This window comes from Streptomyces sp. NPDC007088 (assembly GCF_042869355.1).
Classification (GTDB): domain Bacteria; phylum Actinomycetota; class Actinomycetes; order Streptomycetales; family Streptomycetaceae; genus Streptomyces.
The window spans coordinates 251,373-267,103 of the sequence record NZ_JBIAFO010000011.1 but is presented as its reverse complement, the minus strand read 5'-3'; the positions used below and the strand labels follow the sequence as shown (position 1 = coordinate 267,103).

The window sequence follows — 15,731 nt, the reverse complement described above, 5'->3', positions numbered from 1 at the left end:
AAAAGACATAAACCAGTGAATGGACGACAAAGGCGGCGAAAAGGGCGTGCGATCCGGTCGGGGCCGGATCGCACGCCCTTTCGGTACGTACGGGTGCGGTGCGGCGGGACGCCGCGGGCCGCGGTGGGACGGGGCCGGGACTCAGCCCGCGTCGCCCGAGCCCCGGGTGGGCGGCACGGAGGCCGGCTCGGCCTGCGAGCGGACGAGCGCCGCGTCCACCGCGGCGTCCTCCTTGGACTTGTTCGCACCGCCCTGCGACTTCACTATCGTCACGACCAGGCCGATGAAGAACACGGCCATCACCACGGGGGGTACGAGTGCGGAGACGTAGTCCATACGTTTCAGAGTAGCCGCGTCATCCCGCCGCCAGCTTCTGGGGTGGCGTGTCCGGTTTCTGCGGCGCGGGGGCGGGGCGCCGTTTGGGCGGGAACACCTCGGCCGGAGTGGGCGCGGGGCGGCCGGGGACCTTGGGGGCCGGCTTACGGGCGGGCTCGCCCGCGGGCTTCGCGTCCTGGTCCTCGGTGGACTTGCGGCCCCCGGGCAGGGCCAGCAGCCGGGTGCGCGGCGCGGGCGCGGAGGCCTGGCCGACGAGGCCGCCCCGCAGGGAGTGCCCGGCCAGCTCGCGGCAGCGCTCCAGCAGCCGGGCGGCGGCCGGGTCGTCGCGCAGGGAGCGCAGCGCGGCGAGATCGTCGGGGCCCGGCCGGTGCCCGGCCCCCAGAGCCTCTTCCAGGAGCGGCAGGTACCCGGGGGCGCTGCCGGGCAGGGCGGCGCGGTAGCGGCCGAGGTCGGCGACGAGGAAGGCGCGCAGCCGGGCCGCCTCCTCGACCGCCTCGTCCACGGCGCGGGCCAGCCGCAGACAGTCGCGGACGTCCTCTTCGCGGGCGGGGCCTGGCAGCAGGGCGAGGGCAAGGGCTCGACGCAGCACACGCAGCTCGTCTGCGCCGAACACCATGCCGCCGCGGGAAGATCCGTATGGCGTGGGCATGAACCGACGATACGCACAAAGCGGACAAAAGTCGGGTTATTGGGGCGGCGGGGCGGAGTCCCTGGGATGGGTGCGGGGGCCGCGCCTACGCGGTCGGGCCCCCGCCCGAGAAGCTGCGCGCCGTCGCCGCCCCGAACCGGCGGCCCGTACGCGGCCGCCGCCCCCACCCGACGTACTGCGCGCCGTCGCCGCCCCGAACCGGCGGCCCCGTGCGCGGTCGCGGCCCGCGCGGGCTTCCGGGGCCTGTCGCGCGGGGCGCGTTCCTCATCCGCGAGGAGACGTCACCTGCGGGAGACGTTGCGCTCGTACACGAGGCGCAGGCCGATGAGGGTGAGCCACGGTTCGTGCTCGTCGATGACGGTGGACTCGCCCAGGACCATGGGGGCGAGTCCACCGGTCGCGATGACCGTGACCTCGTCCGGTTCGGCGGCCAGCTCGCGCTTCATGCGCTGGACCACCCCGTCGACCTGTCCGGCGAACCCGTAGAGGATGCCGGACTGCATGGCCTCGACGGTGTTCTTGCCGATCACGCTGCGCGGTCTGGCCAGTTCGATCTTGCGGAGCTGGGCGCCGCGCACGCCGAGGGCCTCCACCGAGATCTCGATGCCGGGCGCGATCACGCCGCCGGTGTACTCGCCGCGTGTGGAGACCGCGTCGAAGGTGGTGGCGGTGCCGAAGTCCACGACGATCGCCGGTCCGCCGTACAGCTCGACGGCGGCGACCGCGTTGATGATGCGGTCGGCGCCGACCTCCTTGGGGTGGTCCATGAGGATCGGCACGCCCGTCTTGATGCCGGGCTCGACGAGGACGGCGGGGACGTCCCCGTAGTAGCGGCGGGTCACCTCGCGCAGCTCGTGCAGGACCGAGGGGACGGTCGAGCAGACCGCTATGCCGTCGATCCCCTCGCCCAGTTCCACGCCGAGCAGCGGGTGCATGCCCATGAGGCCCTGGAGCAGCACCGCGAGTTCGTCGGCGGTGCGCCGGGGGTCGGTGGAGATGCGCCAGTGCTCGACGATCTCCTCCCCGTCGAAGAGCCCGAGGACGGTGTGCGTGTTCCCGACGTCGATCGTCAGCAGCATCGGGGGCTCCTTCCCGGGCGGGGCGCCGTGGCCCCGGCTCGCGCGCGGGGCGCCCTGTCTCCGGCCGCCATCAGGCCGTGGCCCCGCGCAGGTCGAGGCCGATGTCGAGGATGGGCGAGGAGTGGGTCAGGGCGCCCACCGCGAGGTAGTCGACGCCGGTGTCGGCGTAGGCCCGCGCGTTCTCCAGGGTCAGCCGGCCCGAGGACTCCAGCAGCGCCCGGCCCGCGTTGAGCGTGACGGCCTCCTCGGTCTCGGCGGGGGTGAAGTTGTCGAGCAGGACGAGGTCGGCGCCCGCGTCCAGGACCTCGCGGAGCTGGTGGAGGGTGTCCACCTCGACCTCGACGGGGAGGCCGGGGAACATGTCGCGCACGGCCTTGAACGCCTGCGCGACGCCGCCGGCCGCGATGACGTGGTTGTCCTTCACGAGCGCCGCGTCCGACAGCGACATGCGGTGGTTGACGCCGCCGCCGCAGCGCACCGCGTACTTCTCCAGGGCGCGCAGGCCCGGCGTGGTCTTGCGGGTGTCGCGGACCTTCGCGTCGGTGCCCTCCAGCGCGTCGGCCCAGGCGCGGGTCGCCGTCGCGATGCCGGAGAGGCGGCACAGCAGGTTGAGCGCGCCGCGCTCGGCGGTCAGCAGGTCGCGGGTGCGGGTCGTGACGCTCAGCAGCCGCTGCCCGGCGTGCACCGCGTCCCCGTCGGACACGTGCCGCTCGACCTCGAACTCCTCGGAGGCGACGAGCGAGAGGACGGCCTCGGCGATGTGCAGCCCGGCGACCACGCCGTTCTCGCGCGCGGTGAAGTCGCCCGTGGCCACGGCGTCCTCGGGGACGGTCGCGGCGGAGGTGACGTCTTCGCCGCCGTCGAGGTCCTCGGCGACCGTGAGGTAGGCGACGTCCTCGACCAGGACCGGGTCGAGTCCGGCCTCGGTGAGCAGTTCGGCGAGCGCCGGGTCGAGGCCGGACTCGTCCGGTCCGTCGTGGCCGCCGCACGCGCAGCCGTCGCCGCAGCCGCCTGCGGAGACGAGGGGGAGTTCGGAAGGTTCGGGCGTACTGCTCACGGGTCAGTGCTCCTGGGGACGGGCGCTCGGGGTCGGCAGGGCGGGCAGGGTCGGCGGCAGCGCGGCCGTGTCGGTGGTGTGCGCCGACAGGCCGTGATCCGCGTTCAGGGTGACGACGATATGCCGCCGCCAGCCGGTGTCGTCACGCCCGGCGTGGTCCTCGCGCCAGTGGCAGCCGCGCGTCTCCTCGCGCCGCAGGGCGGCGGCGGTCAGGACCCGGGCGACGGTCAGCAGGTTCGTCGCCTGCCAGCTGTCGACGCCCGGTTCGGCCCGCTTGCCCTCGGCGGCCTCCAGGACGAGACCCTCCAGCCGTTCGGCGGCGGTGCGCAGGGAGGCGGCGGAGCGCAGCACGCCGACGCCCTCGGTCATGATCCGCTGGACGGCGAACCGGGCCTCGGCGGGCTGGAGCGTCTCGGAGACGAGGTCCCCGGCGGCCGGAGCCTGCGCGACGGCCTCGGTGGCGCGGGCGGCTCCGGCGCCTGTGGCGAGATCGGCCAGGGCCAGGTCGGCGAGCGCGGGGTCGGGCAGGGCGGACTCGGCGAGGGCGCGGCTCGCCTCGGCGGGGGGCGCCTCCGCGGCGTCCTCGTCGTCCATGGTGCTGGTGCTGGTGCCGGTGGTGCTGGCGGTGCTGCTCGCGTTGTCCGCGGCGAAGCGCTCGGCGAGGTGGCCGGCGATGCGCTCCGCGTAGACGAGCCCTTCGAGGAGGGAGTTGGAGGCGAGCCGGTTCGCTCCGTGCACCCCGGTGCAGGCGACCTCCCCGCACGCGTACAGGCCCGGGACGGTCGTCCTGCCGTACAGGTCGGTGCGTACGCCCCCGGAGGCGTAGTGCGCGGCGGGCGCGACCGGGATCGGCTCGGTGACGGGGTCGATGCCGTGCGCGCGGCACGCGGCGAGGATCGTCGGGAAGCGGCTGCTCCACATTTCGGCGCCGAAGTGGCGGGCGTCGAGGTACATGTGGTCGACGCCCTGCTCGCGCATGCGGCGCGTGATGCCCTTGGCGACGACGTCACGGGGGGCGAGTTCGGCGAGTTCGTGCTGACCGGTCATGAAGCGCACGCCGTCGGCGTCGACGAGGTGGGCGCCCTCGCCGCGTACCGCCTCGGAGACGAGCGGCTGCTGCCCCTCGGCGTCGGTGCCCAGGAACAGTACGGTCGGGTGGAACTGGACGAACTCCAGGTCGCTGACCTCGGCGCCGGCCCGCAGCGCGAGCGCGACCCCGTCGCCGGTGGACACCGAGGGGTTGGTGGTCGCGGCGAAGATCTGGCCCATGCCGCCGGTCGCGAGGACCACGGCGGGCGCGCGGACGGCGCCCACCCCGTCGTGCTGGCCCTCGCCCATGACGTGCAGGGTGACGCCGGCCGTGCGGCCCTCGGCGTCCTTGAGGAGGTCGAGCACGAGGGCGTTCTCGACGGTGCGGACGCCCTGTTCGCGGACGGCGGCGACGAGGGCGCGGGAGACCTCGGCGCCGGTCGCGTCGCCACCCGCGTGGGCGATGCGGCGCCGGTGGTGACCACCCTCCCGGGTGAGGGCGATCTCCTCGCCGCCGGGCGCGGTGTCGAAGCGGGCGCCGGTCCCGATGAGCCGGCGCACGGCGTCGGGGCCCTCGGTGACCAGGACGCGCACGGCCTCCTCGTCGCACAGTCCGACGCCCGCGACGAGGGTGTCGTCGAGGTGCTGCTCGGGGGTGTCGCCCTCGCCGAGGGCGGCCGCTATGCCGCCCTGGGCCCAGCGCGTCGAGCCGTCGTCCAGCCGGGCCTTGGTGACGACGACGGTGCGCAGCCCGGCGGCGCGGCAGCGCAGCGCGGCGGTGAGCCCGGCGATGCCGGAGCCGACGACCACGACGTCGGCCTCGTGCTCCCAGCCGGGCGGTGCGGCCGGCAGGCGTATCGCGGTGTGCGGCGGGCGGGGGGTGGACGGGCCGGTCATACGGCGCCTCCGGGGTGTTGGGCGGGGTGTGCGCGAGGGGTGTCGAAGGCCAGCGGGAGGTTGTCGATCAGGCGGGTCGTGCCGACCTTCGCGGCGACGGCGAGCACCGCCTCACCCCGGAAGTCCTCGGTGATCTCGGTGAAGTCGGAGGGATCGACGAGCGCGAGGTAGTCGAGGACCACGGACGGGCTCAGCCGCGCCCCCTCCTCCAGGACCTGGCGGGCGGCGGCCCTGACCTCCTCGGGGCCGGCGGCGACCGCGCGGGCCACGGCGTGCGCGTCGGCGGCGGCCCGGGACTCCCCGAGCGCGTCGAGGGCGAGGGCGCGGCCGGGGCCCGCCGGGGCCCAGGCGGCGCGGTGGTGCAGCGCGTTCTGCGCGGCGAGCCGGTCGCGGCCCGCGAACAGGGCGCGGGAGAGCGCCACGGCGCTGCGCCGCTCGGCGGGCGACAGGTAGCGGTTGCGGCTGGAGCGGGCCAGTCCGTCGGGCTCCCGGGCGGTGGGGACGGCGACGATGTCGATGCCGAACGCGAGGTCGCGCACCATGCGGCGCACGAGGGCCAGCTGCTGGGCGTCCTTCTGCCCGAAGAAGGCCAGGTCGGGGCGGGTGAGGTGGAACATCTTGCCGACGACCGTGAGCATGCCGTCGAAGTGCCCGGGGCGGGTGGCGCCTTCGAGCCGCTCCCCCATGGGGCCGGCGCTGATCCTGACCTGGGGTGCGCCGCCGGGGTAGACCTCCTCGGCCGAGGGGGCGAGGACGGCGTCGGCCCCGGCCTCCCGCGCGAGGACGACGTCGCGGTCCAGGGTGCGCGGATAGCGGTCGAGGTCCTCTCCGGCGCCGAACTGGAGCGGGTTGACGAAGACGGTGAGGACGACCTGTCCCTGTTCTCCGACGTGTTCCCGGGCGGCGCGGACGAGGCTCGCGTGGCCCTCGTGCAGCGCGCCCATCGTCATGACGAGGGCGCGGCGCCCGGCGGGCCGCTCCAGGGCGTGCAGCGCCTCGGCGGTGTGGACGAGGGCGAAGGGGCGCGTGGCGCCGGTCGCGGGCCGTCGCTCCGTGGTCTCCCGGGGGCTGCGGGTGGGTCCTTGGTCCGGGGTCACCGGGCGCCTCCCGTGGTGTCGTCGTCGGCGAGCACGTCGAGCAGGTCCTCGGCGAGTTCGGCTTTGAGCAGGCCGTGGGCGAGGGCGCGGTCGGCGGTCGCGCGGGCCATGGCCACGTAACCGGCGACGGTCTGCGGGGCGTGCCGGCGCAGTTCGCCGATGTGGGCGGCGACGGTGCCCGCGTCGCCGCGCGAGACGGGCCCGGTCAGGGCGCTGTCGCCGGAGCGCAGGACGTTGTCGAGGGTCGCGCCGAGCAGCGGGCCCAGCATCCGTTCGGGCGCGGCCACCCCGGCCTCGCGCAGCAGGTCCATGGACTGGGCCACGAGGGTGACGAGGTGGTTGGAGCCGAGGGCCAGGGCCGCGTGGTAGAGCGGACGGGCCCGCTCCTCGATCCACTCGGGCTCGCCGCCCATCTCGATGACGAGGGCCTGGGCCGCGAGCCGCAGCTCCTCGGGGGCGGTGACGCCGAAGGAGCAGCCGGCCAGGCGCTGCACGTCGACGGCGGTGCCGGTGAAGGTCATGACGGGGTGCAGCGCGAGCGGCAGCGCCCCCGCCCGCAGCGCGGGGTCCAGGACGCTGGTGCCGTACCGGCCTGAGGTGTGCGCGAGGAGCTGGCCGGGGCGTACGGCCTTGGTGTCCACGAGTCCCTCGACGAGTCCGGGCAGGGCGTCGTCGGGGACCGTGAGCAGCACCAGATCGGCGTGGGTCAGCACCTCGTCGGGTGTGACGAGGGGGACCTCGGGCAGCAGGGCCGCGGCGCGGCGGCGGGACGCCTCCGAGACGCCGGAGACGGCGACCGGCCGGTGCCCGGCGAGGGCGAGGGACGCGGCGAGGGCGGGACCGACCCGGCCGGCGCCGACGACGCCGACGGTGAGGCGCGCGGGGCGGTCCTTGGGGTCGGGGGGGTGGGGTGTGTTCACGCGACGGGCCTTCCGTTCCAGTCCGCTCGGGGTACCGGACGATTTCTCGTCATGCTAACGCTAATGGTCCGGGGCGCGCCGTTCGCCGTCCACAGGCTGTGCACAGTCATGCGCTGATCCGTTTGTCACAACAAACCTGTGGACGGTCCGGGGAGGAGTTTTGCCATGATCAACGCATGAATCAAGACACGAGCGACAGCGCCGGACTCGGCCCGTCCGACAACGCGGGGGCCACCGTTCCGCACAGTGGCGACGGCACCGCGGCGAGCGCGGGCGCGGGCGCGGCGGACGAGGTGGCCGTCGGGGCGGGGAACCCCAACGGAGGGGGCGCGGACGGAGAGGCCGCGGACGCGGAGGGCGTGGACCCGGAGGGCGTGGACGCGGAGGAGCGGGCTCAGCGGCGGCGGCAGGCCGCGTTCGCCGGTGCCCGGCGGCGACTCTCCCGGCAGGGGGCGCGGCCGACGGTCGGTGAGCGGATCGCGGAGCTGGCCGAGCTGGCCGGTTCCGTGACGGACCTGGACGAACCCGCCGACATCTACGGTGACGGGGTGGTGGCGCGGCTGGAGTCCCGGGTCGCCGAACTCCTCGGCACGGAGGCCGCGGCCTTCTTCCCGAGCGGCACGATGGCGCAGCAGGTCGCGTTGCGCTGCTGGGCCGGCCGCACCGGCAACCCCGCCGTGGCCCTGCACCCGCTGGCCCATCCGGAGACGCACGAACGCGACGCCCTCACCGTGGTGAGCGGCCTGCGCACGGTGCATCCGACGAGCGCGCCCCGGCTGCCCACCGCGGGGGAGGTACGGGAGCTGGGTGAGCCCTTCGGCACGCTCATGCTCGAACTGCCGCTGCGCGACGCCGGGTTCGTCCTGCCGACCTGGGAGGAGCTGGTGGAGGTGGTCGAGGCGGCCCGGGAGCGGGAGGCCGTCGTGCACTTCGACGGGGCCCGCCTGTGGGAGACGACCACCCATTTCGGGCGGAGCCTCCAGGAGATCGCGGCGCTCGCGGACAGCGTGTACGTGTCCTTCTACAAGTCGCTCGACGGCTTCGGCGGCGCCGCCCTGGCGGGTCCGCGGCAGCTCGTCGACGAGGCGGTCACCTGGCGTCACCGGTACGGCGGCCAGGTCTTCCAGCAGTTCCCGACGGCCGTCTCGGCGCTGATCGGCCTGGAGCGGGAGCTGCCGAGGCTCCCCTCCTACGTGGAGAAGGCCCGGTTCCTCGCGGCGGCGCTGACCGACGGTCTCGCGGCGGCGGGCGTCCCGTGGTCGCGGGTGTATCCGGAGGTGCCGCACACGCACCAGTTCCAGGTGTGGCTGCCGTATCCGGCGCGGGTGCTGACGGAGGCGGCGGTGCGGCAGGCCGAGGAGACCGGCACCTCACTGTTCCAGCGCTGGTTCGAACCGGGTCTGCCGGGCCTGTCGATGACCGAGGTGACCGTGTCCGCGGCGGGCCTGGACTGGTCGCGCGCCGAGGTCGGGGAGGCGCTGCGGCAGTTCCTCGCGCGGATCACGGCCGAGGGCTGAGGCGGGAGCGGCGAAGCCGGCGGGGTCCGCGCGGGGCGGACCACAGGGGGCGCCACACGGGGTGGGTGCCCGACCGGAGGGGAGGTGTGCCGTGCCGAAGTCCACGGTGGGTGGCGACGAGGCGGTCCTGGATGAGGCTCGTGCCGGCCGGCCCGGACCGCGGGCCCGGACCGGGTCGTGCGGACTGACGAGAGCGGATGACCGCCCGGGAGATCTCCCGGCACCCGTCCGTCCTGAAGAAGGCGGGCCCGGTCAGCACGCGCCGCCGGGGCCGTTACGTCCCGCAGCGGCTGGGTCTGGCGCTGGTCGCCCGGATCGGCACCGGCTTCGCCGAGGGCGTCCCGCGCGGACCCGGCCGGCGGCGCGGACACCAGCCGGGAGACGGCGACGCCGCCACCCGGGCCGCGTGGACCTCGTGGGCTCCTACGCCCCGCCGCCTCCGGCGCGCACGATCCCCGTCTCGTACGCGAGGACGACGACCTGGACGCGGTCGCGCAGGCCGAGTTTGGTGAGGATGCGGCCGACGTGGGTCTTCACGGTGGCCTCCGACAGGGTGAGGCGCGCGGCGATCTCCCCGTTGGACATGCCCTGGGCGACCAGGACCATGACCTCGCGTTCCCGGCCGGTGAGCCGTTCCAGGGCGTGGTGGCCCGGCTGGGTGGCGCCCGGCAGCATCGGGGCGAAGCGGTCGAGGAGCCGGCGGGTCGTGGAGGGGGCGACGACGGCGTCCCCGCTGTGCACCGCCCGGATCGCGGAGAGCAGTTCGCCGGGCGGCACGTCCTTCAGCATGAAGCCGCCGGCCCCGGCCTTGAGCGCGGAGAAGGCGTACTCGTCGAGGTCGAAGGTCGTGAGGATGAGGACCTTCGGCGGCGCCTGGCGTTCGTGGATGCGGCGGGTCGTCTCCACACCGTCGAGGCGGGGCATCCGCACGTCCATGAGGACGACGTCGACAGGCACGCGGTCGAGTTCGGCCAGGGCCTGCACACCGTCGCCCGCCTCGGCGACCACCTCCATGTCCGGCTGGGCGGCGAGCACCATCCGGAAGCCGGCGCGCAACAGCGCCTGGTCGTCGACGAGCATCACACGGATCGCGGGGGTGGCCGGCATGAGAAGTCAGGTCCCTTCGGGGGCGCGGGTCGGGGCGGGTTCGGTGGTGGCCCGGGGGCCGGGAGAGCGGGGTGGTGCGCAGGGTACGAGGGTGGCGGGCCCGGACGGGAGCCCCCCGGACGGTCCGGCCGCGCGGGCCAGCGGCCGGACCGCGCGACACCGGGACCCGGCCGCACGACACATGGCCCGGACCGGCCCCACACGCCTCCAGGACCCGGCCGCCCGGCCCCGGACCGGACCCACGCCCCTCCAGGCGCCGGCCACACGACACGTAGCCCGGACCGCGCGACACCAGGACCCGGCCGCACGGCCCCGGGAGCGGATCGCGCGACGCCGAGACCCGGTCACGCCGGGCCGCCGCTGCGGGCCGCCGGGTTCAGTGGGCCCCCTTGAGCGGGAGCAGGGCGCTGATACGGAAGCCTCCTCCCGGGCGGGGGCCGGCGTCCAGGGTGCCGCCCACCATCCCCACCCGCTCGCGCATGCCGATGAGGCCGTGCCCGGCGCCGTCGGCTCCCCCGTCCTCGTACAGCTCGTGCGGGGCGCCCCGGCCGTCGTCCTCGATGAGCAGGCCGAGCCCATCGTCGAAGTAGACGAGCCGGACCCGGGCCCCCGCTTCGGGCCCGCCGTGTTTGCGGGTGTTGGTCAGCGCCTCCTGCACGATGCGGTACGCGGTCAGCTCGACGCCGCTGGGCAGTTGCCTCGCGGTGCCCTCGACGCTGAAGTCCACGGGCAGCCCGGTGCCGCGCACCTGCTCGATCAGCTCGTCCATCTGTCCCACGTCGGGCTGCGGCACGTACTCGCCGCCCTCCTCGTGCTCCCCCGTGCGCAGCACGCCCAGCAGCCTGCGCATCTCGGCGAGGGCCTGCCGGCCGGTGCCGGAGATGGTCTCCAGCGCGGCCCTGGTCTGCTCGGGCGAGGCGTCGAGGACGTAGGCGGCGCCGTCGGCCTGCACGACCATGACGGACACGTTGTGGGCGACGACGTCGTGCAGTTCCCGCGCGATCCGGGCGCGTTCGGCGGCGACCGCGACCTTCGACTGGGCCTCGCGTTCCCGCTCCAGCCGCGCCGCCCGCTCCTCCAGTTGCGCGAAGTAGGCGCGGCGGGTGCGCAGCGAGTCGCCGAGCACCCAGGCGAGGACGAAGGGCACCACCATGATGCCGGTGAAGAAGAGCCACTGGGAGGTGCCGTGGATGTCGGGGGGCCAGCGCAGCTGCGCCAGCGGCGCGGCGAACAGCCCTCCGACGAGGGCGAAGCGGGAGGCCCAGCGCGGCCCCTCGGCGGCGGCGGTGCAGATCGCGACGAGCAGCGCGAAATCGGCGGGCAGCACCTGGACGTCGAAGGCGAGCTGGGCGACCCCGGAGAGGGCGGCGAGCAGCAGCATGTGCGCGGTGGCCCGGCGCCGCAGCGTGACGACGACGCCCAGCAGCAGCAGGACCGGGAGGACGGCCGCCTGTGCCAGCGGTCCGCGCTGGTGCCAGGTCTGCGCGATGCCCGGCACGGACAGCCCGAGGAGGATCACGGCGAGGACGCCGTCGACCCACGTCGGGTGTCTGCGGACCAAATCGTAGAGGCGCTGCACGTCACCCAGCGTAGGCAGGAGGAAAGGCGGCGGGAGTCGCCCGGAGGGTCGATCCGGGAGTGGGGGCGTACTCCCCAAGGTGGAGGTGGAGCGCCCCGGAAGCGGAGCCTAACCTTCGGTACGTGGACGACGAGTGGCGGGGCTGGCGGGCGGCGACCGAGGAAGCGCTGTACGGACCGGGCGGCTTCTACCGGGGGGCGGCGGGACCCGCCGCGCACTTCCGCACCTCGGTGCACGCCTCCGGCCGCTTCGCGCGGGCCGTCGCCCGGCTGCTCGGGGAGGTGGACGCGCTGCTGGGCGCACCGCCCCGGCTGGACTTCGTGGACATGGCCGCCGGCCACGGGGAGCTGGCGGCCGGGGTCCTCGCGGCGCTCCCCGAGCGGCTCGCGCCCCGGGTCCGGGCGTACGCGGTGGAACGCGCGCCGCGTCCCGCCGGGCTCGATCCGCGCGTCGAGTGGTGCGCGCGGCCCCCGTCCGGGATCACCGGCCTGCTGTTCGCCAACGAGTGGCTGGACAATGTGCCGCTGGACGTCGCCGAGGCCGACGCCGAGGGGGTGGTGCGGCAGGTGCTCGTCGCCCCGGACGGCGGCGAGCGACCGGGGCCGCCCGTGGCGGGCGAGGACGAGCGGTGGCTGCGCCGCTGGTGGCCGCTGGCCGAGCCCGGCCGGGCGGCGCGGCCGGGGCGGCGCGCGGAGATCGGCCGCACCAGGGACGAGGCGTGGGCCGCCGCCGCCTCCGGGCTGGAGCGGGGCCTCGCGGTGGCCGTGGACTACGCGCACCTCGCTGCCGCCCGGCCCCCGTTCGGGACGCTCACCGGCTTCCGGGAGGGCCGCGAGGTCACCCCCGTACCGGACGGCGGCTGCGACCTGACCGCGCACGTCGCGCTCGACGCGTGCGCGGCGGCGGGCGCGCACCTGGGGCGCGCGGTGCTGCGCACCCAGCGGGAGGCGCTGCGGCTGCTCGGGGTGGACGGGCGGCGCCCGCCGCTCTCCCTGGCGAGCGCCGATCCGGCCGCGTACGTCCGGGAGCTGGCGCTCGCCGGTCAGGGCGCGGAGCTGACGCAGCGCGGCGGGCTCGGCGACTTCCTGTGGCTGCTCCAGCCGGTCCGCCTGCCCACGCCGGGGCGGGGGGCGCCGGAGGGGGCGGGGGAACCTGAGGCGCTGCGGGCGCTACTTGTCGATGTCGCCGACGACGAAGAACAGTGAGCCGAGGATCGCGACCATGTCGGCGACGAGGGTGCCGGGCAGGAGCACGGCGAGCGCCTGGATGTTGTTGTACGAGGCGGAGCGCAGTTTGAGCCGGTACGGGGTCTTCTCGCCCTTGGAGACGAGGTAGTAGCCGTTGATCCCGAGCGGGTTCTCGGTCCACGCGTAGGTGTGGCCCTCGGGCGCCTTGAGCACCTTCGGCAGCCGCTGGTTGACCGGTCCTGGCGGCAGCTCGGCCATCCGGTCGAGACAGGCGTCGGCGAGGTCGAGGGAGTTGTACGTCTGCTCCAGCAGGCACTCGAAGCGGGCCAGGCAGTCGCCCTCCTCGCGGGTCACGACCCGCAGGTCGCGCTGGAGTTCCCCGTACGCGAGGTAGGGCTCGTCGCGGCGCAGGTCGAAGTCGGCCCCGGAGGCGCGGGCGACGGGGCCGCTGACCCCGTAGGCGTGCACGTCGCGTACGGACAGTTCGCCGACGCCCCGGGTGCGGCCCCGGAAGATCTCGTTGCCGAGGATCAGCCGGTCGTACACGTCCATGCGCGAGCGGACCGTGGCGACGGCCTGGCGGACCCGGCCGAGCCAGCCGACCGGGAGGTCCTCCTTGAGGCCGCCGACCCGGTTGAACATGTAGTGCATGCGGCCGCCGGAGATCTCCTCCATGACCGCCTGGAGGTCCTCGCGCTCCCGGAAGGCGTAGAACATCGGCGTGATGCCGCCCAGCTCCAGGGGATAGGAGCCGAGGAACATCAGGTGGTTGAGGACCCGGTTCAGTTCGGCGAGCAGGGTGCGCGTCCACACGGCCCGCTCGGGGACCTCCATGCCGAGCATCCGCTCGACGGCCATGACGACGCCCAGTTCGTTGGAGAACGCGGACAGCCAGTCGTGCCGGTTGGCGAGCATGACGATCTGCCGGTAGTCCCGGGCCTCGAAGAGTTTCTCGGCGCCCCGGTGCATGTAGCCGATGACGGGTTCGGCGCTCACGACGCGCTCTCCGTCCAGGACGAGGCGCAGCCGCAGGACGCCGTGCGTCGAAGGGTGCTGCGGCCCGATGTTGAGCACCATGTCGGTGCTCTCCGCCGCGCCGCCGATACCGATCGTGGTCTCCGTCATGGGAGTCAGTGTCTCGCACCTACGCTGGAGCGATGGAGACGGGGACGCGAGACGAACCGGGCGGCGGGACGCGAGACGAACCGGGCGGCGCCGGGCACGCCGCGACACCGGTGGCCGGGGACTGGCACGGACTGCCCCGGCAACTGCTCGGCCTGCGCCGACTGCTGCTCGCGCTGGCGGCGGTGCCGGTCGCCGTGCTGCTCGGGGTGCCGCTCGGCGTGTTCGCGGGCCCCGCGTGGGCCCTCCTCGCGCTGGTCCCGCTGCTCGTCCTCGCCTGGGGCTGGCCGGTGCTGGGGCGCAACTGGCGCTCGTGGCGCTACCGGGAGCGCGCCGACGACCTGCTCATCAGCCGGGGCGTGCTGTGGCGCCGGCAGACGATCGTGCCGTACGGGCGGATGCAGCTCGTCGAGGTGACCTCGGGCCCGGTCGAGCGCCGCTTCGGGCTCGCGACCGTCCAGCTGCACACGGCGGCCGCCGCCACCGACGCCCGCATCCCCGGGCTGCTGCCCGTCGAGGCGGAACGGCTGCGGGACCGGCTCACCGAACTCGGCCAGGCCCGATCGGCCGGACTGTGAGCGGCCTCGCGGACGGCGCCCCGGCCCCGGCCGCGCCCGAACCCGCGGCACCGGGACCCGGGAGGCCGGGGCGCGCGGGAGCGGACACCGGCCCCGGGATACCGGGGGCCGCAGGGCCGCGCACCGGACAGCCGAAGGACGAGGGCACGGGGGCCGAGGGCACGGGGGACGAGGGAACAGAGGCCGAGGGCACGGGGGCCGGGCCCGGGGGACGGCGCGCCGGAAAGCCGGGCGCGGGTCCCGGCGAAGCGGTGCTGTCGGAGCGGCGACTGCATCCGCTCACGCCCCTGCGCCGGGCCTGGGCGCCGGTCGCGGTGGTCGCGGGCTGGGCCGTGCACGATCCCAACGGCGCGTACGAGCGGCTCTCCTCCCTCGCGACCAGCACCCTCCTGATCGCCGCCGCCGTCGTGGTGCCCGCCGCGTGCCTGTGGGGCGTGCTGTCCTGGTGGGTGACGCACTTCGCGGTGACCGACACGGAGCTGCGCATCCGCACCGGCCTGCTGTTCCGGCGTACGGCGCACATCCGCCTGGACCGCCTCCAGGCCGTGGACATCACGCAGCCGCTGCTCGCGCGGATCGCGGGGGTCGCGAAGCTCAAGCTGGACGTGGTCGGCGCGAAGTCCAAGGACGAGCTGGCCTTCCTCGGCGAGCCGGAGGCGAGGGCGCTGCGCGCGGAGCTGCTGGCCCGCGCCGCCGGTTTCGCGCCGGACGCGGCCCGCGAGGTCGGCGAGGCGGAGGTCCGCGAACTGCTGCGGGTGCCGCCCCGCAGCCTCGCCCTCTCGGTCCTGCTGAGCGGTTCGACGGGCGGCACCCTGCTCGCGGCGGTCCTGGTCCCGGCGATGCTGTGGTTCGCCTCGCACAGCCCCTGGTCGATCCTCGTCACGGCCGTGCCGATCGTCGGGGCCGGGGCGACGCGGACGGTGCGCCGTTTCGTCACCGAGTACGACTGGACGGTCGGCGAGTCTCCCGACGGGCTGCGCCTGGATCACGGGCTGCTGGACCGTACGCACGAGACGGTGCCGCCCGGCCGGGTGCAGACGGTGCGGATCGTCGAGCCCGTGCTGTGGCGGCGGGCCGGCTGGGTCCGCGTCGAACTGCACGTCGCGGGCTCGGCGAACACCGTCCTCGTGCCGGTCGCGCCACGCGAACGGGCCGAGCGGGTCATAGCGCGCGTCCTGCCCGGGGCCGCCGTCCCCACCGCCCTGTCCCGGCCGCCGCGCCGGGCGCGCTGGCGGCTGCCGCTGTGGTGGCGCGGGCACGGTCTCGCCGTCACGGACGAGGTGCTCGTCTCGCGGTCCGGACTGGTGCGGCGCACCACCTCCCTCGTTCCGCACGCGAAGGTGCAGAGCGTCCGCTGGGAGCAGGGCCCCTGGGAGCGGGCGCTGCGGCTGGGCGGCGCGGCCGTGGACACGGGGGCGAACAAGACGGTACGGCTGCGCCTGCGGGACGTCGACGAGTCCCGGGCCCTGCTCCTGGAACAGGCCGACCGCTCCCGCACCGGCCGCCGGCTCGCCCTCCCCGAGCAGTGGATGCGAGCGGGGCGGGAGCCGGAGGCACCGGGGACGGGGGACTGACCA

14 protein-coding genes and 1 pseudogene are annotated in these 15,731 nt (G+C 75.3%); 5 read left to right on the top strand and 10 right to left on the bottom strand.

The features are described from left to right. Positions 1-141: 141 nt before the first annotated feature. The 7 genes from ACFYMP_RS19845 to ACFYMP_RS19815 all read right to left on the bottom strand — a co-directional run bounded on the left by ACFYMP_RS19845 (position 142) and on the right by ACFYMP_RS19815 (position 7,064). Positions 142-336, bottom strand: a complete 195-nt coding sequence (locus ACFYMP_RS19845) for a hypothetical protein (RefSeq protein WP_388858940.1) — start codon at positions 334-336, stop codon at positions 142-144. Between the two features lie 19 nt (positions 337-355). After that, entirely contained in the window at positions 356-985 is a 630-nt protein-coding gene (locus ACFYMP_RS19840) for a hypothetical protein (protein ID WP_388858937.1), read from the bottom strand. Positions 986-1,266: 281 nt separating this feature from the next. Further along, positions 1,267-2,064, bottom strand: coding sequence for a type III pantothenate kinase (locus ACFYMP_RS19835; RefSeq protein WP_388858934.1), 798 nt, complete (start codon positions 2,062-2,064; stop codon positions 1,267-1,269). A 70-nt stretch (positions 2,065-2,134) separates the two neighbouring features. Further along, complete coding sequence (nadC, locus tag ACFYMP_RS19830; protein ID WP_388858931.1) at positions 2,135-3,121, bottom strand: carboxylating nicotinate-nucleotide diphosphorylase; 987 nt, start codon at positions 3,119-3,121, stop codon at positions 2,135-2,137. Between the two features lie 3 nt (positions 3,122-3,124). After that, entirely contained in the window at positions 3,125-5,047 is a 1,923-nt protein-coding gene (locus ACFYMP_RS19825; protein WP_388858928.1) for an L-aspartate oxidase, read from the bottom strand. After that, on the bottom strand, positions 5,044-6,144 hold the full coding sequence (gene panC / locus ACFYMP_RS19820) for a pantoate--beta-alanine ligase (protein WP_388858925.1): 1,101 nt from the start codon (positions 6,142-6,144) through the stop codon (positions 5,044-5,046). Before panC ends, ACFYMP_RS19825 begins: the two co-directional genes overlap by 4 nt. After that, entirely contained in the window at positions 6,141-7,064 is a 924-nt protein-coding gene (locus ACFYMP_RS19815; RefSeq protein ID WP_388858922.1) for a Rossmann-like and DUF2520 domain-containing protein, read from the bottom strand. Before ACFYMP_RS19815 ends, panC begins: the two co-directional genes overlap by 4 nt. Before the next feature lie 176 nt (positions 7,065-7,240). Between ACFYMP_RS19815 and ACFYMP_RS19810 the strand changes: the two genes are divergently transcribed. Further along, complete coding sequence (locus tag ACFYMP_RS19810) at positions 7,241-8,581, top strand: threonine aldolase family protein (RefSeq protein ID WP_388858919.1); 1,341 nt, start codon at positions 7,241-7,243, stop codon at positions 8,579-8,581. Positions 8,582-8,778: 197 nt separating this feature from the next. Further along, positions 8,779-8,928 (top strand): annotated as a pseudogene (locus ACFYMP_RS19805) (transcriptional regulator); the annotation flags it as partial. Between the two features lie 76 nt (positions 8,929-9,004). On the opposite strand, the gene ACFYMP_RS19800 reads toward ACFYMP_RS19805, so the two are convergent. After that, positions 9,005-9,688 (bottom strand): response regulator, encoded by a 684-nt coding sequence (locus tag ACFYMP_RS19800; RefSeq protein WP_388858916.1) that lies wholly within the window; start codon positions 9,686-9,688, stop codon positions 9,005-9,007. 376 nt (positions 9,689-10,064) lie between these two features. Beyond that, entirely contained in the window at positions 10,065-11,267 is a 1,203-nt protein-coding gene (locus tag ACFYMP_RS19795) for a sensor histidine kinase (RefSeq protein WP_388858913.1), read from the bottom strand. Positions 11,268-11,389: 122 nt separating this feature from the next. Between ACFYMP_RS19795 and ACFYMP_RS19790 the strand changes: the two genes are divergently transcribed. Beyond that, positions 11,390-12,472, top strand: a complete 1,083-nt coding sequence (locus tag ACFYMP_RS19790; RefSeq protein ID WP_388858910.1) for an SAM-dependent methyltransferase — start codon at positions 11,390-11,392, stop codon at positions 12,470-12,472. Here the strand turns inward: ACFYMP_RS19790 and ACFYMP_RS19785 are convergent. Continuing rightward, positions 12,437-13,579, bottom strand: a complete 1,143-nt coding sequence (locus tag ACFYMP_RS19785; protein WP_388858907.1) for an NADH-quinone oxidoreductase subunit D — start codon at positions 13,577-13,579, stop codon at positions 12,437-12,439. The two genes, ACFYMP_RS19790 and ACFYMP_RS19785, sit on opposite strands and share 36 nt — an antisense overlap. Positions 13,580-13,611: 32 nt before the next feature. Between ACFYMP_RS19785 and ACFYMP_RS19780 the strand changes: the two genes are divergently transcribed. Continuing rightward, positions 13,612-14,154 carry a PH domain-containing protein gene (locus ACFYMP_RS19780; RefSeq protein WP_388858904.1) on the top strand — a complete coding sequence of 181 codons (543 nt, stop codon included), beginning with the start codon at positions 13,612-13,614 and terminating at the stop codon, positions 14,152-14,154. A gap of 251 nt (positions 14,155-14,405) precedes the next feature. Beyond that, the gene (locus ACFYMP_RS19775) at positions 14,406-15,728 is read left to right on the top strand and encodes a PH domain-containing protein (protein ID WP_388859039.1); all 1,323 of its coding nucleotides are present in this window, start codon (positions 14,406-14,408) and stop codon (positions 15,726-15,728) included. Positions 15,729-15,731: the final 3 nt, after the last annotated feature.

What these genes read in the sequence shown, in the direction of transcription:
- ACFYMP_RS19845 (WP_388858940.1), bottom strand. Translation starts at nt 336, where the DNA reads ATGGACTACGTCTCCGCACTCGTACCCCCCGTGGTGATGGCCGTGTTC.
- ACFYMP_RS19840 (WP_388858937.1), bottom strand. Translation starts at nt 985, where the DNA reads ATGCCCACGCCATACGGATCTTCCCGCGGCGGCATGGTGTTCGGCGCA.
- ACFYMP_RS19835 (WP_388858934.1), bottom strand. Translation starts at nt 2,064, where the DNA reads ATGCTGCTGACGATCGACGTCGGGAACACGCACACCGTCCTCGGGCTC.
- ACFYMP_RS19825 (WP_388858928.1), bottom strand. Translation starts at nt 5,047, where the DNA reads ATGACCGGCCCGTCCACCCCCCGCCCGCCGCACACCGCGATACGCCTG.
- ACFYMP_RS19810 (WP_388858919.1), top strand. Translation starts at nt 7,241, where the DNA reads ATGAATCAAGACACGAGCGACAGCGCCGGACTCGGCCCGTCCGACAAC.
- ACFYMP_RS19800 (WP_388858916.1), bottom strand. Translation starts at nt 9,688, where the DNA reads ATGCCGGCCACCCCCGCGATCCGTGTGATGCTCGTCGACGACCAGGCG.
- ACFYMP_RS19785 (WP_388858907.1), bottom strand. Translation starts at nt 13,579, where the DNA reads ATGACGGAGACCACGATCGGTATCGGCGGCGCGGCGGAGAGCACCGAC.
- ACFYMP_RS19780 (WP_388858904.1), top strand. Translation starts at nt 13,612, where the DNA reads ATGGAGACGGGGACGCGAGACGAACCGGGCGGCGGGACGCGAGACGAA.